The organism is Bacteroides sp. DH3716P (assembly GCF_025914115.1).
Lineage (GTDB): Bacteria > Bacteroidota > Bacteroidia > Bacteroidales > Bacteroidaceae > Bacteroides > Bacteroides ovatus.
Map to the genome: position 1 here is coordinate 4,593,784 of NZ_CP083673.1, position 24,744 is coordinate 4,618,527.

Annotated in this window: 24 protein-coding genes; all 24 read right to left on the reverse strand. The window is 35.1% G+C overall.

Annotated features, from left to right (window positions below):
• Positions 1 to 278: 278 nt before the first annotated feature.
• Positions 279 to 851, reverse strand: a complete 573-nt coding sequence (gene rfbC / locus KQP79_RS17205) for a dTDP-4-dehydrorhamnose 3,5-epimerase (RefSeq protein WP_061448649.1) — start codon at positions 849 to 851, stop codon at positions 279 to 281.
• A 5-nt stretch (positions 852 to 856) separates the two neighbouring features.
• Entirely contained in the window at positions 857 to 1,975 is a 1,119-nt protein-coding gene (locus KQP79_RS17210; protein WP_061448650.1) for a dTDP-glucose 4,6-dehydratase, read from the reverse strand.
• Positions 1,972 to 2,874, reverse strand: coding sequence for a glucose-1-phosphate thymidylyltransferase RfbA (rfbA, locus tag KQP79_RS17215; protein WP_061448651.1), 903 nt, complete (start codon positions 2,872 to 2,874; stop codon positions 1,972 to 1,974). The genes KQP79_RS17210 and rfbA overlap by 4 nt, the downstream gene beginning before the upstream one ends.
• A gap of 13 nt (positions 2,875 to 2,887) precedes the next feature.
• Positions 2,888 to 3,604 (reverse strand): WecB/TagA/CpsF family glycosyltransferase, encoded by a 717-nt coding sequence (locus KQP79_RS17220; RefSeq protein WP_061448652.1) that lies wholly within the window; start codon positions 3,602 to 3,604, stop codon positions 2,888 to 2,890.
• Between the two features lie 89 nt (positions 3,605 to 3,693).
• Entirely contained in the window at positions 3,694 to 4,929 is a 1,236-nt protein-coding gene (locus KQP79_RS17225) for a glycosyltransferase family 4 protein (RefSeq protein ID WP_061448653.1), read from the reverse strand.
• Positions 4,930 to 4,935: 6 nt separating this feature from the next.
• Positions 4,936 to 5,910, reverse strand: coding sequence for an acyltransferase family protein (locus KQP79_RS17230; protein ID WP_195537800.1), 975 nt, complete (start codon positions 5,908 to 5,910; stop codon positions 4,936 to 4,938).
• An 8-nt stretch (positions 5,911 to 5,918) separates the two neighbouring features.
• Complete coding sequence (locus KQP79_RS17235; protein WP_061448685.1) at positions 5,919 to 6,878, reverse strand: acyltransferase family protein; 960 nt, start codon at positions 6,876 to 6,878, stop codon at positions 5,919 to 5,921.
• Between the two features lie 11 nt (positions 6,879 to 6,889).
• Positions 6,890 to 7,804, reverse strand: a complete 915-nt coding sequence (locus tag KQP79_RS17240) for an acyltransferase family protein (RefSeq protein WP_061448655.1) — start codon at positions 7,802 to 7,804, stop codon at positions 6,890 to 6,892.
• 8 nt (positions 7,805 to 7,812) lie between these two features.
• Positions 7,813 to 8,910: a glycosyltransferase family 2 protein gene (locus KQP79_RS17245; protein WP_081104651.1), complete on the reverse strand. Its 1,098-nt coding sequence runs from the start codon at positions 8,908 to 8,910 to the stop codon at positions 7,813 to 7,815.
• Between the two features lie 32 nt (positions 8,911 to 8,942).
• Positions 8,943 to 9,800, reverse strand: a complete 858-nt coding sequence (locus KQP79_RS17250; RefSeq protein WP_061448657.1) for a glycosyltransferase family 2 protein — start codon at positions 9,798 to 9,800, stop codon at positions 8,943 to 8,945.
• An 8-nt stretch (positions 9,801 to 9,808) separates the two neighbouring features.
• Positions 9,809 to 10,372 (reverse strand): DapH/DapD/GlmU-related protein, encoded by a 564-nt coding sequence (locus KQP79_RS17255; RefSeq protein WP_008999205.1) that lies wholly within the window; start codon positions 10,370 to 10,372, stop codon positions 9,809 to 9,811.
• Entirely contained in the window at positions 10,369 to 11,526 is a 1,158-nt protein-coding gene (locus tag KQP79_RS17260; protein ID WP_061448658.1) for a glycosyltransferase family 4 protein, read from the reverse strand. Before KQP79_RS17260 ends, KQP79_RS17255 begins: the two co-directional genes overlap by 4 nt.
• Before the next feature lie 9 nt (positions 11,527 to 11,535).
• Positions 11,536 to 12,483, reverse strand: coding sequence for a glycosyltransferase (locus KQP79_RS17265; protein WP_061448659.1), 948 nt, complete (start codon positions 12,481 to 12,483; stop codon positions 11,536 to 11,538).
• Between the two features lie 2 nt (positions 12,484 to 12,485).
• Positions 12,486 to 13,691 (reverse strand): glycosyltransferase family 4 protein, encoded by a 1,206-nt coding sequence (locus tag KQP79_RS17270; RefSeq protein ID WP_061448660.1) that lies wholly within the window; start codon positions 13,689 to 13,691, stop codon positions 12,486 to 12,488.
• Positions 13,692 to 13,696: 5 nt separating this feature from the next.
• Positions 13,697 to 14,971 carry an EpsG family protein gene (locus KQP79_RS17275; RefSeq protein WP_061448661.1) on the reverse strand — a complete coding sequence of 425 codons (1,275 nt, stop codon included), beginning with the start codon at positions 14,969 to 14,971 and terminating at the stop codon, positions 13,697 to 13,699.
• Positions 14,972 to 14,985: 14 nt separating this feature from the next.
• Positions 14,986 to 15,957, reverse strand: coding sequence for a glycosyltransferase (locus KQP79_RS17280; protein ID WP_061448662.1), 972 nt, complete (start codon positions 15,955 to 15,957; stop codon positions 14,986 to 14,988).
• Positions 15,957 to 16,892 carry a glycosyltransferase gene (locus tag KQP79_RS17285; protein ID WP_081104652.1) on the reverse strand — a complete coding sequence of 312 codons (936 nt, stop codon included), beginning with the start codon at positions 16,890 to 16,892 and terminating at the stop codon, positions 15,957 to 15,959. Before KQP79_RS17285 ends, KQP79_RS17280 begins: the two co-directional genes overlap by 1 nt.
• 80 nt (positions 16,893 to 16,972) lie before the next feature.
• On the reverse strand, positions 16,973 to 17,986 hold the full coding sequence (locus KQP79_RS17290; RefSeq protein WP_264386542.1) for a hypothetical protein: 1,014 nt from the start codon (positions 17,984 to 17,986) through the stop codon (positions 16,973 to 16,975).
• Positions 17,983 to 18,864, reverse strand: coding sequence for a glycosyltransferase family 2 protein (locus tag KQP79_RS17295; RefSeq protein ID WP_061448665.1), 882 nt, complete (start codon positions 18,862 to 18,864; stop codon positions 17,983 to 17,985). The genes KQP79_RS17290 and KQP79_RS17295 overlap by 4 nt, the downstream gene beginning before the upstream one ends.
• Before the next feature lie 11 nt (positions 18,865 to 18,875).
• Positions 18,876 to 19,799, reverse strand: coding sequence for a hypothetical protein (locus KQP79_RS17300; RefSeq protein ID WP_061448666.1), 924 nt, complete (start codon positions 19,797 to 19,799; stop codon positions 18,876 to 18,878).
• Between the two features lie 2 nt (positions 19,800 to 19,801).
• Entirely contained in the window at positions 19,802 to 20,755 is a 954-nt protein-coding gene (locus KQP79_RS17305; protein ID WP_081104653.1) for a glycosyltransferase family 2 protein, read from the reverse strand.
• A 5-nt stretch (positions 20,756 to 20,760) separates the two neighbouring features.
• Entirely contained in the window at positions 20,761 to 22,311 is a 1,551-nt protein-coding gene (locus KQP79_RS17310) for an oligosaccharide flippase family protein (protein ID WP_081104654.1), read from the reverse strand.
• A gap of 25 nt (positions 22,312 to 22,336) precedes the next feature.
• Complete coding sequence (locus KQP79_RS17315; protein ID WP_061448668.1) at positions 22,337 to 23,317, reverse strand: acyltransferase family protein; 981 nt, start codon at positions 23,315 to 23,317, stop codon at positions 22,337 to 22,339.
• A gap of 78 nt (positions 23,318 to 23,395) precedes the next feature.
• Entirely contained in the window at positions 23,396 to 24,709 is a 1,314-nt protein-coding gene (locus KQP79_RS17320) for a UDP-glucose dehydrogenase family protein (protein ID WP_061448669.1), read from the reverse strand.
• Positions 24,710 to 24,744: the final 35 nt, after the last annotated feature.

Here is a 24,744-nt window from a genome sequence, read left to right on the forward strand (position 1 = left end):
TACACCGTCAATAGGGCATTGGCGGCTGTCGGGGATACCTTGGGTATTAAACTTAAACATAATGCTGCTTAATTTTAATTAGTTACTTACTATTAAAAAACAATATATCAACGATCTTCACAGACAGTTGATATATTTAGAATACATATCAGCATTTTGCTAATATGAGGGGGACAGATCAGGAATATACCGCTGTATTTTTCCCAACCTGCAAAATGTAGGGGATTCATGTGTGTAGCATGAAATTAGGGACCTACATATATCGTTATTATTATATGCTATTTATATAAATCCTCTCCATACAGAAATGGAGATTCAAAATCTTTCAATAGTGGATGCTTAGTGTCCTTCTCACTTAAGATAGCCTTACCAGTAGGAATTTTCCAACAAATGCCAAGTGATTCATCTAATATACTGATACCTCCATCATGTTGTGGAGCATAAAAGTTATCACATTTATATTGAAACACTGCTGTTTCACTCAATACAGCAAAACCATGAGCAAAACCACGAGGAATAAAGAATTGACGATGATTCTCCTCTGTCAATTCTACCGCTACATGCTGACCATAGGTAGGCGAACCTTTGCGGATATCAACAGCCACATCCAGCACTGCACCCTTTACGCAACGTACTAACTTGCTTTGGCTGTAAGGCATAGTTTGAAAATGTAGTCCCCTCATCACTCCATACGAGGACATACTTTCATTATCTTGTACAAACTTAATAGGACGTACCTTTTCGTCAAACTCCCTTTGCGAGAACGATTCGAAGAAATACCCCCTGTCATCCTTAAAAAGACGCGGTTCAATGATTACCACCCCTTCAATATTTGTCTTAACAACTTCCATATAGATTATCTATTCTTATACATATCCTCGTAATAGCTCTCGTAAGCACCACTGGTGATATTATCCATCCACTCCTGATTATCCAGATACCACTGCACCGTCTTCTCAATACCCTCTTCAAACTGCAGACTAGGCTCCCAGCCCAATTCATTCTTCAGTTTCGTAGAGTCAATAGCATAGCGTAAGTCATGTCCCATACGGTCCATTACATAAGTAATCAGTTCCTCGCTGTGTCCTTCAGGATTACCTAGTAATCGGTCCACAGTCTTAATAATCACATGGATAATGTCTATGTTCTTCCACTCGTTAAAGCCGCCGATGTTATATGTATCCGCTACCTTACCCTTATGAAAAATCACATCTATGGCCCTTGCATGATCTACCACGTAGAGCCAGTCGCGCACATTCTCTCCCTTACCATACACAGGTAACGGTTTGCGGTGGCGAATATTGTTAATAAACAGCGGAATCAGCTTTTCGGGAAACTGATAAGGTCCATAGTTGTTCGAACAGTTTGTCACAATAGTCGGCATACCGTAAGTATCATGAAAAGCGCGTACAAAGTGATCACTACCCGCTTTCGAAGCCGAATAGGGTGAGTGTGGATTATACTTTGTTGTCTCTTTGAAGAACTCATCGCCATATACTTCGTGTGCAGATATATCCGAAGACTTGCCTTCCGGGTGCGTCAATTCCAATGCTCCATACACCTCATCAGTTGAAATATGATAGAAATGCTTACCCTCATAGCCTTCCGGAAGATACTCCCAAGTTAATCTGGCAGCTTGTAATAAAGAGAGAGTTCCAAGAACATTAGTACGAGCAAAAGTAAACGGATCCCTGATACTACGATCCACATGACTTTCGGCAGCTAAATGAATGACCCCATCTATATGATACTGTTTAAAAATCTTCAGCATCATCTCAAAATCACAAATATCCGCTTTTACAAAAGTGTAGTTTGGTTTATTCTCTACATCTTTTAAGTTAGCCAGATTTCCCGCATAAGTCAACTTGTCCAGATTGATAATATGGTAATCGGGATACTTGTTCACAAACAAACGTACCACATGACTGCCTATAAATCCGGCTCCACCGGTAATGATAATATTTCTTTTATTCATAAATTACTCTTTCCTGTACGTTCCACTTCCTCTACTACCTGCAACAAATACTGCCCATATTGATTCTTCAGCATCGGTGGGGCCAACTCACGCATCTTGCCAGCATCAATCCAGCCTTGTCTAAACGCTATACCTTCCAGACAAGCAACTTTCAGTCCCTGGCGTTTTTCAATCACCTCAATAAAGGTCGATGCTTCACTCAACGAGTCGTGTGTCCCCGTATCCAACCAAGCGAAGCCACGTCCCAGTGTCTGTACTTTCAACTCACTATCCTCCAGAAATCGCTGGTTCACAGTGGTAATCTCCAATTCTCCACGAGCTGACGGTTTAATGTGCTTCGCTACATCTACCACTTTATTAGGATAGAAATAAAGCCCTACTACCGCATAATTCGATTTTGGCTGTACAGGTTTTTCCTCAATGCTTAAGCAATTACCCTCGTCATCAAACTCCGCCACACCATAGCGTTCCGGATCACTTACCCAATAACCAAACACGGTAGCTTTTTGCTCCTTTTCTGCCATGTATACCGCCTCTTTCAACATGGTACTAAAGCCATTACCATGAAAGATGTTATCACCTAACACCAAACAGACCGAATCACTACCAATAAAATCCTCACCAATGATAAAGGCCTGTGCCAATCCATCAGGTGACGGTTGTTCTGCATATTCAAACCTCACGCCATAATCACTACCATCACCCAGCAAGCGCTTAAATCCCGGCAAGTCATGTGGAGTAGAGATAATCAATATCTCACGAATACCCGCCAACATCAAAACTGAAATTGGATAATAAATCATCGGTTTATCAAAAATAGGAATCAGCTGTTTGCTAATGCCTTTGGTAATAGGATACAAACGCGTACCGCTACCACCAGCTAAAACAATACCTTTCATGTCATTGTATAATCTATATCTCTTTACAAATATTCCACAAGAACAACACATTACCAATCAAGTACCTACGCCACATTCGCTTAGGTTCTTTTATCAATCGGTAGAGCCATTCCAACGAATGTTGTTGCCACCATAATGGAGCCCGTTCAGTAGTACCAGCGTAAAAGTCAAACACCGCCCCTACGGTACCCACATGACAATGAATATTCAATTTTTGCCAATTACTGTAAATCCATTTCTCCTGCTTGGGAGCCGTCATACCAATCCATAACAGATCTGGATTTGCCTCATTAATAGCCGCCACAATAGCTACATTATCTTCCTGTGAAAATTCTGGTTTATAAGGAGGTGAATAAGTCACCACTTCCAAGTTCGGATAATCCACTGCTGCCCGTTGTTTAATCAATGCCAAAACATTCTCCGAGCTACCCATAAACATACATCGACCTCCTTTCTCATTAAGGCGATTCATCTCAAAAACAAAGAGATCCCAACCTGCTATTCGTTCTCGCGGTTGGCTTTGCATCTTTAGCCATTTACAAACTTTCACAATGCTTGCCCCGTCAGGGATGAGCGCATCTCCTTTTATCAATGCATTGGCAAAGAGTGGATCCTTTAGGGCAGTGTTGTAAGAATGTGCATTAATTGTGTTTATTAGCAACTTACCTTGCGGTAATGCTTTTAGTTGATTTATACTCTCCATGATAGAGAGTTCTTTTAACTTAATCATATGAAATTAAAAAATTAGAGGATTAATTTCATTCACTTATTTTGCGGATTTTGCGGAAATTATTTCTTAGCTCTCATCAAAACGTATCACTATACGGTGAAAAAGCATGATTTATACAGTTCCAGCATCTGTTTTACCTTATTATCCCAAGACAATTCTTCTTGTCGTTGACGACAATTTAATGACAGTTGTTTTAACAAACTTCTATCTGCTTCTAATTCATTCAATACTTTAGCAAAATCCTTGACTGATTGTATTGGAGATGACAACGTTATCTTACGACCAACTGTTTCATCTATGACTGTAGCCATACCACAAACATCAAAACACACTACTGGCAACTGATTACTTACAGCTTCTAACACTACAGTGGAAGTATCTTCACTCACACTAGTAAATAAAAATATCTGGGAAGAACGCATATTCTTATGCACTTCATGATTTGGTCTATTCCCATGCCATATCACTCGATCAGCAATACCCAACGACACTGATAAAGCCTTTGCTGTAGAAACTTGGTCATCTGTACCTGTACCATAAACATCTAATAAGATTCGTTCATTCTTCGTTGCAGCAATCGCTTTCAAAGCCAAAGGCAACAGTTTCCGAAAATCAAATTTCCCTACCCATAAAACATGGAAAATGGCATTATCAAATCGTTCTGTAGAAACGCATGCCAAAGGGAAACATCCCGTTTCCGGTATTACCACTGATTCCAATCTTTTATATCTTTTAATGGCTCGATAAGAATCTGGTATAGAACTGACTAAAACATCAGCTTTTTTAAAAGCAGCATTTACTCGTTTATCGTATTTCAGCTGAAGCACATTAATAATATTCTTCAATCTATTAAACAGTTTCATTTTTAATCCAGCCCCTTCAAGGTATGCCAATGGGAATTGTTTCAATCCTCCGATAGGTCCCCACACAAACGGAACTTCCTCTATCTTCCAAAGATATCCCGGTTCACGAAAACCAATCATATTGAGTTGATGCACTATATCAATATGATGCATCTTCATAATATCAAGAGTCATCTCATACGTGCGATATTGCCAAGTACGATAGTGTTTATAAAAACGCCAGTCGCCTTGATTCCAACACATCCTTCTCACCTCTTCCGATACCGGATTATAATAGAAGTGCATATTACCACCTTGCGGCAATGTAGGTACTACCGCCTCTATTTTGTCACAGAATTCACCTTCAGTAATGATGTGTAGTTCGCAATACTTAGCCAAGTTTACACACCAATTCCAAGCCATACCCGGTTCGCTACCCATATTCGGTGAACATGCGTAGGCGTTAATTAAAATAGAAAGCATATAAAATTAAATATGAATCTTAGATTTTATGAGCTCTATGATTATAGAACATAGCAAAGAACATCCTAATACAGTAATAAACATCACAAGAGGACTATTTGTAATAAAAGAAATACCATTCAAAAAATAAAAAATGAAGAATGAATGAACAAGCCAAAGATTCATTGAATGTTTTCCAAAGAAAAGTAAGATTTTACCCCCCCCCCCCGTTTTACATATATTAACAATCCCTATACAAAACATAGGAACTATCAGCAACTCTGTAACACCAATAAGAGGCAAATAAGCTCGCACTAAAATCGGTATCACAAGAAGTAACGGAGCCAAGTATATTTTTTCATAGAGCCAATAACATCGTTCATGCAGCCATCCGAAAATATTAAACTTAGCAAAGAAACAGCCCAGCATAAAGATATTCAAATCTATTAATATCATTTTCAGATGCCTCTCCACAATCACCTCCTCATCTAAATGTAATGCGCAGTTTACCCCCCTTGTAAGAATCAATAAACCCAACATCAATAGCAGATAACCTTTCCATCCTAATTTGATCTTACTGACAAAGTAAAATAAAACGAGTAACTCCGCATAGAGCGAAAAAAACCACCATTCCCCATTGCATGAAGTTGTAAGCCCCGATAAATTATAAAAGATGTTTTTTACATCAGGGGCATAATATCCTACAATACAACCGACAGAAATAAATGGTATCGCTACCCACCAAAAAGACAGGTATAATTTCTTCAACCGTTTTCCAATGCTCATCCATGTTACTGTTCCCTTTGCTACTATACATTGCAAACCATACCCTGCCATAAAAAGGTATATAGGTACGCATATCTGAAGTGCCTTGATAATAGGCATTCCCATCCACTGCACACTAGTTGGAATACGTTCAGGAAAACCAAATAAATGAAATAATACCATACAAAGAATGGCTACTCCTTTAATTTGTATAGAATGTTCCTTAGTTAGATTCATCTTAATACTTATACAGCTTTAAACACTGCCCTCCAATCATAATCCATATCCTTGAATGTCTGTGCAAATAGCCTTGCACTGCAACGTAAGATATACGCTGCAAATACTATAATTGCAAACATTACGATTAAGTTAAGCGGAAAGACTGCATTCATCTTATCTGTAAACAAAGCAGTTTGCACCAAATATATCTCTAAGCACAAGCCACCAACCAGTTTGATAATCCAGCCTACTGTACAATGATGATAGGCCTTTTTCATAAAATCAGAGTTGCATAACTTGAAAAAATAGAATACTGTACCCAACAATGGAATCCAAGTCAACATCTGAAATTTATTATATACCGCAATATCTTTAAAGGCATATAGTGCATAAAATGCTACAACACATCCTATCAGTTTCAATCCATCCCATACAAAATGATACTTGTATTCTCGTTGTGAAATACCCATCATCGCTCCCATCAACATAAACATGAAGAAATGAAACCACTTAAAATATCCCGCTCCATACATATTAAAATCCATTGGAGTATTTATTAACATAAAGTAAACAGCACATGCTATTGCTACTGCCATAAATGCTAATCTTAAGTATTTAAACATATAGCGTTGTATAAAATATAACAACACATAATATAACATTATGCAACTAACAAACCATCCCCCTCCGGATAGAAGTACATTGTTTATATTATTTTGATAACCAAATAGTAAAGAACCAAGTATTGCCCATGCAAAAATAGTAGGATAAATACGGTTAATGCGTCGTTTATACCAATTATCAAATCGCCCCATTCTACCCAAAAATAGAGTGAAACCAGAACAAAAGAAAAAAAGAGCATCACCAATTGCACCACCAGTAGCTAATGCACCAAACTTTGGATAAAGTATATCCATATGCGAGTTGGTAATAATCAGTGCAGCAAAACATTTCAAAATATCAATACTAATATTTCTTTGCTTCATTTTTGCCAACTCTATTTAAAGAAAAAACGACAATATTTTTTCAGAATCACACCTATACCTGCCGTAGTAAAACACACAATTGCACCAACTACAAAAGCAATAATATTATTATTTGAAATATGAGCCTTATCATATAACATTCGTATTATAGGCCAATGCATACACAAAATAAAAAGAGAATAACCTCCAAGAAATGATAAACTTTTACGTAATATAAGAATTGACTCTACAATACAACTAATAGACAAAATAAAAGCAATACCCGAAAAAGAAGCTAGTAGATATAACAATATATTATCTGGAAGTTTCATCCAACGGATTCCTATATGTACAGGTATCACCCAAATAAAGAGTGCACATAACAATATCGAAAGCAAACAAATTACATATCGGTATTTTCTAAAAAAAGGTTCTATTTTTAAATAATAATTCCCTGCAAGCAAGATAGGGAGCGAAATACCAGCTTTGGTAATATCTGTATAGTCATCTATTCCATTCAGTCCTAAATAATAGCAAACACCAAAAATTACCCACAACATACAAAAACGCACATATTGAGGCAGTTCATTAAGTAATAAGAACATAATATTTAATGTAAATAATGCTATTAGAAACCAAAGAGGCCCATTATCAAACGAGTCGGGATCATAAAGATGAATTCCGTCAATAGTATTTCTACCCAACATTAATACAGCGATAGAACTGATAACTGCAAAAAACAGGTAAGGATATATCAAAGCTTTCACTTTCTTATATAAACTATTTTCTACTGTATGCGAAGATTTTATAAAAACTCCACTCAAAAAGAAAAAGACCTGTACATAGAAGAAATCAAAGAGATATGAGTAACCAAAAGGAGTGTGACTCAATACAATCAGCACAATACTTAGCCCTCTTGCTATATCCAAAGATATATTACGTTTCATACTATGATTCAAATATTAACTTTTAATCCCATCATTTTAAGAACTCTCATTCCACCTAATAATAAATAAGTCAAACGATATTTCAACATTACAATAGGCAAACGCAATTTTAAAGGCAAGTGGGACACATCTATTTCCTTAATTCCAACTCTAACATCCTCCATATTCATATATCGTTTCAATTCTTTCCTAGAAGAGAAGAAAGATATATCAGATAAACGCATTATCAATTCTAAAGCACTAAACACAATAGTACCAATATAATATGAAAAAATATCTATATTTTTCTCTTTCAAATAAAGATTTCGTAAGATAGCCCTCTGCTCAATACCTATTATTTTATCTTCCACTAGCCCCTTAACATTATTTAAAGACGAAGTCAATAAGCCCTTTTCTTTAATTACATAATTATACAACACATCATCCATCAGCGCTATCGTTTTAGCATAACAAAAGAATCTAGCATTAAACAATTTATCTTCTATTAATTTAATTCCCTTAGGAAATAATATTTTATTATCTATTAGAACAGATCTCTTATATAAAAATCGCCATACTCCAGAGAATTCTTTACTATTCCACAGATGATTCAAGTCTACAAAACTATTTATATTATCTTGAGTTATACCTAAAAAGCGAGGAAGATAGTTATGTATTATTTCGTCATTTGTCTGATATACGTATGGTGATTCAGCTTTGTCATAATGTATACCTCCTTGATCTTCATAAATAGTTTGGAAACCAAAATGTACTGCATCATAATTACCCTCTTTTGCTTTTAAATAAACTTTGGATAACATTCCTTGATTTATATAATCATCAGGATCAAAGAAATACACATACTCTCCTTGAGCTATCTTTAAACCTTCATTCCGAGCTTGAGATAATCCTTGATTCTTAAAAGACAATATTTTGATATAACCTTTCTCTGTATATCCTAAATCATCACATTTTTGCAATAAATTATCTGTACTACCATCATTTATGATTATAATCTCATAATCTTTAAAATCTTGTATCAGTATGCTATCAATAGCTCTTTCTATATATTGTGACACATTATAACATGGCAAAATTATGCTAACAGCGTATTTATTTGTATTCATATGTATTCCTCTTTATTCTAAAAGATGAAGTCTCATCCACGTTTTTCCAATAACCTATATATCCAAAATACGAGTTTATGAAATATATAATTAGAAAATGAAATACCAACCCATTCATTCAGTAAACTGTACTGATAGAAATTACCTTTCAACCTTATTAAAAAATTAGATATTTTACCATCTTCTTTTTTTTCAATAGAATTAAAGCTTTTCAAACCAACAACTTGTTGTCTGTGTTGTCTATAAAGAATTGTACTTTTCTTTAAATTACAAACTACCCCCCCCATTTTAAGAGTCATTAACACTACCCACCAGTCATGCATATAGATTCTATCATCAAAAGGAAGTGCTACCACTTTTGCCTTATCGTTTAGCATAATCGTATTGCCACATATTCGATAAGATACAATAAACCAATTCAATTTATCTAACCAATCAGGATAAAGTTTGTCATATTTATACCGCGATCCCTTCACAACGAAACCATCTTCATCTGCAATAGCCAAATCCGTATGAACTAAAATGGGTGTAGTAGGATTAACACTTTCCATTTCAAGCATCTTTAAGTAAGTAGATTCTATTTTATGAGGTAACCATATATCATCCTGATCAGAAAACATATAATATTCAGAATGAATATTTTCCAATAGCCAAATAAAACTTTTCTTTGCTCCCCTATGCTTAATTTCATCATCAACCAACATAATACGACTATCTTTTTTACAATATTCACGCACTATTTCTACAGTAGAATCAGAAGAGCCATCATCCCTTATGTATAGTGTCCAGTCCTCAAAAGACTGCCCCATAATAGATTCTATCTGATAATTTAAATAACACTCTCCATTATAAGTAGCCATTAATATTGCAATCCTCGATTTATTGTACATATCTTTGATTATTTAAAATTTGCATGACAAATATGATATTTCTTCTCTTCTTCCGTTTCAAACCTATCACGAATCTTCCTTGCTGGTACTCCACCCCATATCTCACAAGACGGTATATCTTTCGTTACCACCGATCCGGCAGCTACAATACTCCCTCTGCCTATTGTAACCCCACTCATAATGATAGCGGCAGTACCAATCCACACATCATCCTCAATAATAGTAATACCATTATCTCCACGCTCACCACTCCATATTGTTTTGCCCGGAATAGAAAATGTATGGTCTTGGCGCCCCACAAAACATACACGACCTGCCATCAAAATATTATTCCCAAAATACACATTGGAAGCTACATTGCAGTAATCACCGAATTGCACATTATGTCCTATCCGTACATCCATATTCTGTGCAAAGCCCGTGCCTTTCATTACTCGTACAAAACCCTCATATTTCACCCATGGATAACGTATATGAAACATATACCACGTACGTAACTGATTGAAAATATAGCGCAATATAAAGTTTAGTTTGCTTGCCCCATTAGGCATATTACTACAATCAATCTTCATCGCTTATATACTTTTTCACAAGCCTCAAAGATGCGGGCCGCCGCCTTATCAGGCGTATAATTACTTTCTATTTCAATCGCCTTTTGTCCCATAGCCGACAAATCAGCTTGATGAAATTTTGCTAATATATCTATAATGGATTCAGGCTTCAAAGGATCGAACTTATACCCATTCACCCCATCTTGCACCAGTTCATAATGACCACCATTATAAATAGAACAAGCCACAGGTTTGCCACATGCCATTGCCTCCGGTATCACCAAACACCAATTATCCTCAAGCGTAGGCATGATAAATACATCACAAAGTGCATAGTATTTATAGAGTTCATCGTAATTGATACCACCCATGATATGAATAGAATTATCCCCCGCATACAGTTCTTTTAGAGGCTTTTCTAAAATCCCTTTACCTATTACCAATAAGTTATCGTTTGGATATTCAGTAATATGCCGCCCCCATACTGCAAGTAATTCCTTGATACCCTTGCGTTCCACCATCTGACCCACGAAAAGGAAAGTCAGTCCATCTTTTAATTTTAATTCTTCGCGCAGAGCGTCTTTGTCTGCCCTAGTTACTTTTTCCACTGCCTGTGATAAGCCAAAACTATCCGCACACATACAACCTTTTACTTTCGGAGTTCTCTTAAAGTGCAAGCCCTCATTCAAATATTCCTCTGTAAGCGTACCATTAATTAGAAAATAATCCACAGGTATACCTACCAATCGGCGATACATCGACCGCCATGTAGGGGAGTTACGTTCCACGTAAGCTGTGCGTTCATAGAACATACAAAGTTTTTTTCGATGTGTCACCGCATAGCGAATACCAGCGGGAGCCCATCCCCCAAAGCCTTCAGTAATAATCACATCTGCCTCCACAGATTTCACAGTCTTATACAAACCTGGTTGCTTCTTTATTACTAACGCACTATTGGCAAAGTCCGACTCATCACTCCCCATTGTCATACGTTGTTCACCACTCATCACAATAGCATGATTACCTAATACCGCTTTCAACTTCCCTCTTACCAGTTCTGAAGTATTCTCTTCTGAACAAATCAAGTAGAAATTACCACTACAAAGTTTATTTAAATTTTCATATACCGGTATTCGGTAATTACCGAACCACGGTGAAATCCAAAGTATTTTCATTGTTTTTCTTTAATGAATGTATTTCCATCCATCCCTATATCCTTTTACATAAGTATTAAAATAGCGCATATCCCGTTTTACGACTCCTTTGAGTAAGGAGAAAAGAGAAGTAAAGAATATGCGTCGGACAATACACAGTATAGATAGCCATTTCTTATCCCTACATTTATAAATGAACCGATGCCAAAAGATTAAACCATTACGAGCCGAAGCATATATATTATTCAATTTTTTATTGTCATCCATTAGCGAAGAACCAGCATCAAGATGTACAAACTCCACCTCACGATTCATAGCAATCACATTACCTCTCAAATAAAGTTTATAGAACATCACCATATCATCTGGTAATGCATACTTGGCATCTTGCAACCATAACTCTTCTTCAAAATGCAACTCTTTCAAGGCTTTTGTACGTCCGAACACACACGTACCATGACCACTTTGACTATAATACTGTTTATTATCTTCTACCGCACTATTCACTATAAATCCACCAGTACGCCATACTTTCACCATGAATGAATCTTTCAAACGTTTTCTAATAGAAACGCCCAATAGCCAATCTTTTATTTTATTAATTAGTGTATATCTACCCCCCGAAATGTTCACTTCTTTTACCAGCGGAGAAACAAAATCCGCTTTACACTTTTCCATAGTATCAAATAAAGAAGCCACAAAATTTGAGGAAAACTCTACATCATCGTCTAAGGCTAAAGTATATTCTGAAGAAGACTCATCAAAACACGCAACACGCTGATTGACCATACCCTTATCTACAAACACAAAACGTTCATACCCCAATTGCTCTTTAGGGCATTCATAACCATTAGCCAAAACAATAATTACTTCTTTAGGCTGAATGCTTTGTGTGGCAATACTATCCAATGTGCGTTGATATTTATCTTCGGCTGTTCCCAACGTACGAATAGTCACGCTATAATCTCTGTTAATCATATTTACTTATTCTTATAATCCTCTACCACTTCCTTATAATAAGGAATCTGCTGCTTTATAATCATATCCAAGCTGAAAGCATTTTTGATACGCTGCTTAGCGCTCAATGAGACATTGGCCCTCTCTCCTTCCGATAAATTAAATATCTGCCTTATTTTATCGGCTAAACATCGAGGATTACGAGGTTCTATCAGAAATCCACTTTTACCATCCTCAATAATTTCACTCATACCGCCCGAACTACTACCTAATACTATTCCTCCGCAAAGCATCGCTTCAATACATACCATAGGCATATTTTCCCACCATGAAGGAAAACAAATTACATCAGCGGTAGTATATCTTTCCATCAACTCCTCACGTTGTACCTTACCTACTAAATTAAACCAAGGTTCATCTCCATACTTAGCATGTAATTGTTCCGCAAAAATTCCAGTTTTTCCCACTAAACTTAAACGAAACTGGCAAGAAGCATTCTCTTGATGAAGTATTCGGCAAGCTTCCGCTAAATCGCCACATCCTTTCCAATCACAAATAGTACCAGCAAAAAGAATCTCTTTCACTTCACGGTATTCTTCTTTTCTCTGAAAGCCCTTCCACGCATTCATATCAATAGGATTATAAATCACCCGCGCTCTGTCTTTCATTACTCCGGCATACTGTTCTGCCCATATTTTGAGCGAAGTACTACATGATGACAAATAGGCAGCTTTTTTCATCTCTTGGAGCTCCTTTTTTCCTTGCCAGTAGTAATGCCAATTATTTTTTGAGAAAGATTGAAGAGAAAATCTATAATGATCGAGTAACATTGGTGTATGCAATCGTACCACCACGGGAATATTCAGTTGATGTAAGAAATACCCTTCTGCTCCATATTCAGGCACTTCTATTATATCCACATCACCTAACGTCCTTATAGCTAGCACAATGCGCTTACGATAACTATAAAAACGATATAGAGGACGAAATTTCTTCCATAAAGAAGGCTTCTCGACTTCAGGAATAAGAAAATCCCCCCCTCTAAGACGTATTACGCATATACCTTCATCATCATACATTGATTCTTGACATGTATTATCCGATGCGCAAATCACTGTAATTTGATGTCCAACTGCATGTAAACCATGTACAACTTCTTTTATGTACGAAGCTATTCCACCACCTCTTAATGAAGGTGGATATTCACGACAGACAAAACAAATATGCATATCTACTATACCGTATAATAATTACCAAATAACAGAAAAATCGGACTCTTAATAATAATATCCACTAGAGAAGCATAATCCCAAACAATTAGTTCGAACTGATAGTAAAACCACAAAATCATCACTACTGCAATCACTTTAAGCAACATATCCCTATTTCTGATATTATCAAAAGCAAAAGGATAAATAAAAGGCATGAAGGCAAATAACATCATAAAATAACGATATTGCGCTAATGGCTGTCTATACATTGCTACTATAGTAAGCAATAATAAAAGAGTAATATTCAGAATAAAGGCACTACTATCAGATAATGTTTTACGTTCTAGCCATAGTTTGCGGAATGCAATTAATGCCATAGGAAGAGCTATTATAAAGACTTGAGCCCATACAAGGCCAAACTCCGTATCATTAAGAGTTTCACTGGTCGCCAAGCGAGATACACCATATGTCAAAGCAGAACTAGTATCTGTTGCTATACCTGATGCCAATCTAGGAGCTATAATAATTAGTATAGCAAAAGCTGCTCCAATAAAAAACAAGCCCTTTTTCGTTAATCTGCGATGTAGAGGTTTGAAAATAAAGAAAGGTACAAAGAGCAACGTTGCAGCATGAGTAAACACTGCACAAACAGCCATAATCCAATCCTTCTTTCGCATTTTACCATAATAGGCATAATTTCCTAAAACGTACATCATAATACACTGGGCAAGAAATTGCTTTTGAATTTGCAAGGTATATTGAAAAAAAAGATAAAAAAACGATAATGTAAAAATCCCGGCTATTATAGGTATATGCGGTTTCTTCATTGATAAACAAAATCTGCGTAATCCCCAAAAAACAAGCAAGTAGTCCATAAAAGTCAACAACGCTGCATACAGAGGATAATAACCAAAGGTAAGATAATATCCCAAATAGTTATATATACCATTCATAAACTCTCCTGAAACTTGCATTCTAGACGAATCTTTAAAATAGTCTATTCCATAGATGTAAACCAATGATTTCCAGAACCCCACATCTGGAACATTCATATAAGCAACATAATATTGCCATTGATCTCCCCCCATACGTTTCGTGGCATTAATAGCTGCAAAATAACCTGCAATAGCAAAGAAACACAGATAATAATCAGATTTAGTCGCATGGGATTTAGTGACCATATAAACTATTATGGTGGGAATAGCAATAAAAGGAGGTGCAATCAAGAATAATATGAAATATCCAATGATATAACCCCAGTTTGTTTTGGAGTCTTTATTTAGGAATTGATGGATCATTATATCTACCTCTATTACATTAATCGATTTAATATCCTTTTAAGAAGAAAAAGACTCCTCCATAACTTAAAACCTTTATCCCCCAACAAAGAGATACATTTCCATTCCACCATAACCGGCCTATTTGTACATTGACATATAATAGCATCTAGATCACCATCAAGAACATTCATATTAGACTTCTCCAAATAAAGATGAATGGCAAGACTTTCTGCAACAGTCTTAAAGGAAGTCCTCAAATTATTAGTTATGTTTTCAGACATTTGAATAATTTCAGTAAACACTAGTTTCACATCCTCATAATTCTTCATTGAAAACTTAGCAGTCACAGCTTCACTATATTTCCTATACCCATACACCTTGATTGGAATATAAAAGTTTTTCTTGCTATATAATAAACTTTTCAATATAAATAGTGTATCCTCATTATAAGTACAATCTGGTAAAAATGAAATATGATGAGATTTAATAAGCGAGGATTTAAAGATATTGAGACACATATAGTACTCATTTAATAAAATTTTGTTCATGAAAGTAGCCGCGTCCAATTCACAACCAACATATTTCTTACGCCTTCTTATATTGTAATTTGGATACAGTTCATTTCCTTCTTCATCTATAGTCTGATGCTCAAATCTCAATAAATCGGCATTTGTTGTTCGAAGCATTGCAGCTATTTTATCTAGTGTGTTAGGATATATTATGTCATCCGCATCCAAGAACATGATATAATTCCCTCTACTTACTTCTAACCCCTTATTACGTGTTGTAGCAACACCTTCATTGCACTTATCTATAAAAACTATACGCTGATCATTAGAAGCATATCGCTGTGCTATCTCCGCACTTTCATCAGTTGATCCATCATTGATCAGAATAATTTCATAATTAGTATACTGCTGATTCAGAATACTATCCAATGTTATCGATAAAAATTGAGCAACATTATATACTGGTACTATAATTGAAATAAAAGGAACACTCATCACTTTTTCAGAAACTTTTTTAGTGCAGCGAGATGTAAAATATACTTAATCCACGGATATAAATAGAGTCTAGGATTTATTAACAACGAAACAAGAATCTTTATCGATGAATATTTGAGATCAATGCCAAAAGGATGCAAATCAAGCCCTGACAAATATAAACTATTTTTACGATTCAATTTTATAGTATTTATCGCATTCGAGTTATGTAATATTTCGAGCCACAGTGGCTTTTCTGAAATATGAATTACAGGCATAAATTCCTCTACAAAGAAATGATCCCAATAAAATACAGTTCGCAAGGGTTTATCCAGCTTTTCGAGCATCGATGTAAAATGATTATTAGGATAATAAAAGCGTTGAGCTATACACGTATTATTAAAATACTGTATCCCCATATCAAAACTTAAAATATGATCAACCGTATCGATTGTTGCATACTTCTTTACAGCCTCTACCATATCACACTCAAAACAATCATCGTTATCAATACGGGTTGTTATCACATATTCTATAGAATCTTCACAATACGAACGAATCAGCAAATTGTAGTATTCAGCCAACCATATTCGCCCCATCATTACACCATAATCATTCTCATTAACAGGAGCAATCTCATTAGCGTATATTACATAAGACGATTCAATTGCTAAATTGGCTATATAATTCATATCAACATAAATTGGCTTAAAATTTTTGCACAACTTCTGTAATTGTTCATTCCGATGTACAAAAGACTTGGGCGTTCTTTTATCAAAAAATACCAACCATATAAAATCTTTATTTTTTTGATTACACATTGAAGAGAAACATGTATTCTCAAATATAGAATAACGTTCATTCAAATAAGAATCAGAAAATAGAAAGTCTACACTATCTTTACGAATGAAAGGTATATTGAAACGAGTTAGGATAAAATGCTTAAAGTCATTCATGCTAGCCTTGTTTTAGCTTCAGTGTTAATACTTATCTAGTTATACTATTACGACAGTTTAATATTTAATTATTTTAAATATTACCCCCCCAATTTAGCAGCATTTAACGAAAATCCAGACGTAAACATACGCTCTTTTTTGCATACATAAATAAAACTACTCCGTGCTAACATCAACATATCAAGAAACTCTTTACTATAATCTGTTTTTACTAATGTACACTGTTTATCAATATGCACTATTTCACCGGAAACAGTAAATACATACGATTTTTCACTAGCGGCTTTGATAAAGTCTTTACTATCAGAAGTCACAAATATCATTTGCTCACCATTATTTTCTTCATAAACCTTATCTATAAGATGCAAACTATCCTCAATGTATTGTTTCCGTTCTGCCACTGACAATACTTCTCCACCAGACGCATCCTCAAAATCACCTAATAATTGCCTAAATCTAAAAGCCATTGAAAGATATGGAGAATAATTATGTACCTTGCTATAAAAAGAAATCTTTTCTTGGAGTCCTTCGGAAGGAACAAAAAGTTCTTTAAATAATTCGGCATATTCCTTATCATCTACAAAGTGAGCATTAGTATAAAAATGAAACTGTTTTATATGTAGATGGGAATCTATAATCTCATTCATCTTTTGATATTGAAACTCCGCTTCTTTTGCTTCAGATAAAGAATATTGCTTATAATAACTGCCCAAAGTAACAGGGAAAGAATCACCCATAAAATAAGATATTTCATCTTGATCTATTTTCCAATCATATTCATTGCAAGTTAAGTATTCATGAATATCAAAAGGAGATTTCCAATAAATTCTAAAATCCATACCCCTTTCTTTTGCAAACTTATACAGATTAATACATCCACGCAATCTATCCGCCAAACCACCATGTGGGAAACGCCCATCTACCATCATAATCAAACAAGGAGCAGAAAACTCACCAACTACTTTGCATGTTCTAGTATAATAATTACCTACATGACTACGAAGAGACTCATTATCCTCCCAAAACATATACGCTAGTTTCGAACAAAACATTTTTAGTATTTTCCTCTTTAAACGATAAAATATACTATTCATCTGAAAAGTTTTAAGAATTTGTATTTCAAATGTTTTTTTACAATGAAAAAAGGGGTCTTATATATATATTTAAAAAACTGTATAAAAAACAATGGATAGCTAATTTTGCGAAGATCTAATAAATACCCCCATATCTCATTATAATATTTAATTTTTCCATGATTCCTTAAGAAAGTATTAACTTTATATCCTACCTTCAAACGAGCTAACAGCCTCTCTTTATCAAGAGAATATTGCAAAGATCCCTGTCTAATTGTTCTTGTATATACTATTTCTTTAGAAATTTCTATTTTTCGCGCATAAAATCCAACTTGTACACTATACCATACATCATTTGAAGCAGGTGTCTCATCGAACATGATATGATACTGATTTATTAACGACATCTTCACCATTTTTGTCCATGGAGGTTGAGACTTGTATCTTAAAGGATCAAATTCATTTTCATGATTACACTCTTTAGCTAATTCCGCCACTTTTAAATCTTGATTTTGTGGAATGAATGTATCACAATCAATCGTATTATTAGTAATAAAAACTACATCTGCAGTAGAATCTTTATATTTATCCAAAAAGACATTCAATTCTGGCGTAAAAAAATCATCTGCATCTGCAAATAAAACCCATTTACTCTGTACTTGTTTTAACCCTACATTACGAGCATAACCTGCTCCATATCCTTCTTTCGTAAATATAACCTCCACAAAAGGATTATTAAGACCCGGGAAATGGCTAAAATCCACTTGACAAGAATCACTATTATCATCAACTACTACGATATGCACATCTTCCCTTTGAGGGATAGAGTCAATACACCGTTGTAATAAAGAGGGTATATTTTTATGAGGAATAATGAAAGTAAAATTACAAAGATGCATAAAATAGTTATCTAATTAAACAGTTTCCACAAATCAAAATAATCAAAAACAGCGTGCACAGCCTTATCATTCAGATTTTTTTCTATATTATCCTTACACAATGCACTAGTTTGCACTTCCTTTATACCAGTATGGAAGCGCATTACAGGCTTATTTAATTTTATTTGCCTGCAATTTGTACCTTGCTTTAAAGACATTGCTTTCAACCAAATATCATCGGCAGTAGGAGCTAATTTCATAAATAAAGTCTCGTCAGTCACTTCTTCAGCCAAAGAATGAGGAGGATATAAGATACCTCCAATTCCTGTAGGAAAATTCTTAATATTACATTCTAATGCCGTCAAATGCTCATCATACCAAGTTACATAAGGTTTTATGTTTCCATTTTTATCAAAGGCCATCTTACTACCACTCATAAACCAAATATATTCAGGTTCCTGTAAATAAGCATTAATCAAATATTCTAAAGTTTCATGTCCATACAGCACATCATCATCTATTGTTATAATTACATCTTCCGAATATTTCCGGAGAGTAGGAATAATCTTCTTATACGAACGGTAATCCGGACAATAAGCTATTTCCACCCCCCTACTTCTCAAATCTTTCAATGATTGTGGCAAATTTTCATCATTATATTCTTGTTCAGAAAGCCATAGTATTATTCTGTTAGGTTGTACGGATTGCATCAAAATGCTATATATTACATAGCATACAGAATATACTCTATCACCATAAGAAGTTAAAGATACCGTCACAGTATGCGTATAGCCTTGGCTATCTACAAAAGGATGCAAATTTACCCCCCCCAATTTGTTAATATTTGCAAATACATCAAGTTTTAAGAATCTAAGTTTATATGAAACAATATCATCTATTATTTCATCAATATACAGCATATTAGAAAATACTCTTTTCAGTTTTGATAACCACATACTCATCTGTTTTTTATGTAAACTATAATTTTATGAATTTTAAAAAGCAAAAGCCCCAACCACATGTTATAATAGCACAATCTAAACTTTCTTATATTCTTTATTTCAGGCAAATAAGAAACGGTCTTATTATATTCAGAGATAAAGAAACTTGCTCTTTCCTTCACCGATATATCTGTTGTAAAATCATTCATATAAGATTCATACAACCTTTTTACTTGAACATAAACATTAAGTAAAGGCACATCGTGCAATATACAATAAGATAATATATTGTTAGCAGAAAGCAACCGACTCTTAATCCATGCCTCCGAGTGTTTCTTATGTGAAGCAGAATATATATTTGTACAATTATAATTATAAACTATCAAATTGAAAGATTGCACTACGCGGGCTTGACACAATGCTTTTATATTGAAGTTTTGATCTTCTGTACAAATCACACCTTCAGGGAAATTTATATCATTATTTATCAATAGAGTACGTCGAAACACATAATTCCAACTTGCCAATTTAAATGATGCAGAATTTAAAATCTCTATTGGTGCACACACCCTATCCTGTTCACGATGCTCTATAATCTTATCCTGCAGAATTGTATTATAACCAAATGTACAAATATCAATAGCTTCACCAAGCTGCTTCAAATTCGTAATAAGAAATTCCATATCACGTTTATTTAACCAATCATCAGCATCCATAAATAAAACCCATTCATTATGGGCCCTCAAAAGCCCTTCATTGCGTGCTGCACTAACACCTTGATTATCCTGTGAGAAAACAAAAATATTGGAGTGCCGACTAGCCATCTGATTGCAAATAGTCAAAGTATTATCTGTACTACCGTCATTTATAACAATAATCTCCGCTTCTGCTTCCATCAGACTCAGACAACTATTTATACAAATACCTATAAAAGGAGCCGCATTATATGCTGCAATAACAATTGAAATCATAACTATTAGTTCTTTATTGGAAGATTTCTATTCTTTATCATATTTCTGATTTTTATCTTGGCAAATAACCGTTCTTGATGGTTCATCCCAATAAAATATACCATAGTAATGACAGATAGTACAGACGATAAGCACACTGTAAGAAAACGAATAAATGGTAGCTCTACGATCAGGTAAAAAGAAATTGGCAGTACAGAAGATAAAATTCCAACGCCCATACATCGAATGATAACATCTACAAAATAATGCTTGGGAGATAAACCAATAAAAGGTTTAAGCATAAAGACTCGAATTATTAATGAGAGAAATAAAATAAGCAAATTTACTATAAAGACAGAATAAGCAGGTGCTCCAAACTTCAAAAAAAGATAAGACAAAGGAAGAATACATAATAATAGAGGGCAGATTACCAGCTGCAATTTTTTAACATTACCAGTTGCTAAAGCAGACACTAGAAGGGGATTAGTTGTGGTCTCTATATAAGTCGTAAACAACATGATCCTCAAAAATACAACAGTATTCTCCGGTACATTTACAAGCCACCAGTTCAATATCAATTGTGCTTCAACAAGTACAGGCAAAGACAACAATAAAAGTAAATATAATGAAAATTTTGATTCAGCAAAAATCAGTTTTTGCATATACTCATAATTCCCAACTGCGTAATTTTTTGTTATTTGTGGGTGAATGGCTGTTTGAAAATTGGATGCAAAATTAGAAATAATACCTTGTACTCGGATCGCAATTCCTCTGGCAGCATTCACCGATGGACCAAAAAACATATTTATCAGCAAGTTTAAACCTTGCGTATAACAGACAAAAGCGAAATTACCAGTCATGTTCCAACCTGCAAAGCCACACATTTCCACAAATAGCTTTTTATTCCATGTTAAACTATATTTTGCCTCTTCAAAATGTACCTGACAATATATGATATAAATGAGTTGATTGACTATCTGCGTAATAAACAGCAATAATGCATAAAGCAATAATTTATCCCAAGGCAAATAAATGACAATATACACAATCAGCAATTTAAAGACTACATCCGAAATACTAATATAAGCAAAAGCATTCATCTTCTCATGTGAAATAATAGAAGAATTGTAAGGCACACTCATTATAGACAACATCGTAGTTATTATAGAAAGCTGATATAAGATAAATGCTGTATCCATCCTCTCTGCTGGTATAATCATCTTATGGTAAAAAAACCATAAGCCAAAAGTTTCTGCCAAGAGTAAAATAATAAAAGCTAATATGGCATGAATAGTAACAGCAAAGCTAAAAGTTGCCTTCAATTCTTGGGAATTTCCTTTTGCCAAACTCACAGTCAAGAAACGAGAAGTAGAACTATTCATAGAGCCATTAATGAATGTAAACATCACTACAATACCACCAACTACATTATAGATACCAAAATCGGTTTCTCCTAAAGCATTCAGAATTAGTCTTGACGTAAATAGGCTAACTCCCATATTTACGAACATCCTAAGATAGAGCATCAAAGAATTTTTAACTAGCAGTTTATTATTTGATACAGTAGATTGATTCATGAACGCAGATAAAAATTCAGCAATATTAAATAGTTACACACTTTTTCGACAACAATTTATACATATTAATAATATAAGTAGCAACTACAATTGTACACACAAATACAATAATAGGGCATAGGAATCTTATCATTAATGAAGAAGAAAAATCTATATAGAAAGACAATATTCTAAGAATGAAAATATGTAGAATATAAATAAATACAGAATACTCCCTTCCTATTATTGCGACAACACTTCCTTTGCCAAAATAAGGATATTGTAATGCCAAAATAAAAAGAATTCCACTCATCAATATTATAAAAACATAATGATCACGAATAGGATCCATACCTACTATTTCATACAATTTATATTCACCCAACAGGCCGATAGTAGCAGCAGGAATAAAGTAAACTATTTTTACCCCCCCCAGTTTATATATTAACATTTCTTTATACTCAAATATTATACGCCCCAAAAGGATATAAGGAACGCCCATAAATGCCCAATTACGATACCATGAATAAGGCCACCCTTTGCATCCTACATATAATCCAATAAGAAAAAGAATAGGAATCACCCATTTAACTTTGATTTTCAATTTATCTATAACATAAATAGCTATAAATGAATAAAGCATAGCATATAGATACCACAAATGCCCAATGCCTGGAGTGTCATTTATAAGCACCCAATTCAGTATCGATATAGAATTAAAAGTGTCCATAAACCATTGATAGAACACATTATTTTTTAGAGCCATACAGCCATAGTATATCCAATAAAACAGAGAAGATGCAATAGCCAACAAAAAGATCTTTTTCAGTTGCACTCCATATTTTCCTTTTTCTACAATAGATGTGTAATAATAACCCGTGATTAAGAAAAACAAAGGAACAGCCAGTCGTGCAATTACATTCAATAACGGACACACAGTCGCAGGAATAGTATGCAATTGCACCACAAAAAATGCCGCAAAACATTTCACAACATCAAAACTGTCTTTTCTACTATTCTTCTCCATACCGTAACACCCACTATCATTAGTATTCTTTGAAAACGTATAATGCCAGAAATACTGTTAATCCACTATTATTTTACTCTATTTCTCTCCAATCCGTGTATAACTAAATCCCATTTCTTCCAGCTCCACACGATTCCAAATGTTACGTCCATCTACGATATACTTATCAGTCATCACCTTCTGAATCACGTTCCAAGTAGGCAGGCGGAATTGTCGCCATTCAGTCATCAGCAGCAACGCATCAGCACCATCGGCACAGTCATAGAGATTTTCAGTATAAGTCACAACATTGCCGATACGACGTTTACATTCAGGCATAGCGATGGGATCAAACACTTTCACGGTAGCACCATCCTTCAGCAACTTATCAATGACTACTAGAGCTGGAGCTTCACGCATATCATCAGTATCAGGTTTAAAAGCTAAACCTAACATAGCGATAGTTTTACCTTTTACATCACCCATCAAACGGATAAGTTTATCATAAACAATACTCTTCTGACGGTCGTTGACACGTTCCACCGCTTCAATCACCTCCATGTGATAACCGTTGTCGATACCTGTATGCATCAAAGCTTTCACATCTTTCGGAAAGCAGCTACCGCCATATCCACAACCGGCATAAAGGAATTTTTGCCCGATACGCACATCAGCCCCAATACCTTTGCGCACATGATCTACGTTAGCCCCTACCCGCTCGCACAAATTGGCAATATCGTTCATAAAGCTGATACGAGTGGCCAGCATAGCATTGGCAGCATACTTAGTCATTTCGGCAGAAGGAATATCCATAAAGATTACACGGAAATTCTGGAGCAAGAAAGGTTGATAAAGCTTGGTCATCACCTCTTCGGCTTTCTTGCTCTCAACGCCAACCACCACCCGATCAGGACTCATAAAGTCTTTGATAGCGGCCCCCTCTTTCAAGAATTCGGGGTTACTGGCTACATCGAAGGGAACATCTGCCCCACGCTTGTTCAACTCCTCTTGAATGACAGCCTTCACCTTTTGAGCAGTACCCACAGGTACAGTAGATTTGGTGACCAGAATGGTATATTTATTGATGTTTTGTCCAAACTGACGGGCTACGGCAAGCACATACTTCAGATCGGCGCTACCATCTTCGTCAGGAGGAGTTCCTACTGCGGAAAAGACGACTTCCACATCATCCAAAACTTCGATCAAATCTGTTGTAAAGTGAAGACGCCCATAGCCAACGTTGCGTTTTACTAATTCTTCCAACCCCGGTTCATAAATAGGCATTTCACCGGCTTTCAACTTGCTGATCTTATCGGTATCTACGTCAACACAAGTCACAGTGGCACCCATTTCTGCAAAACAAGTACCGGACACCAAGCCAACATAGCCTGTGCCTACAATTGCTATATTCATATATTATTATTGTTGAGTACTTACTATTTTAGATA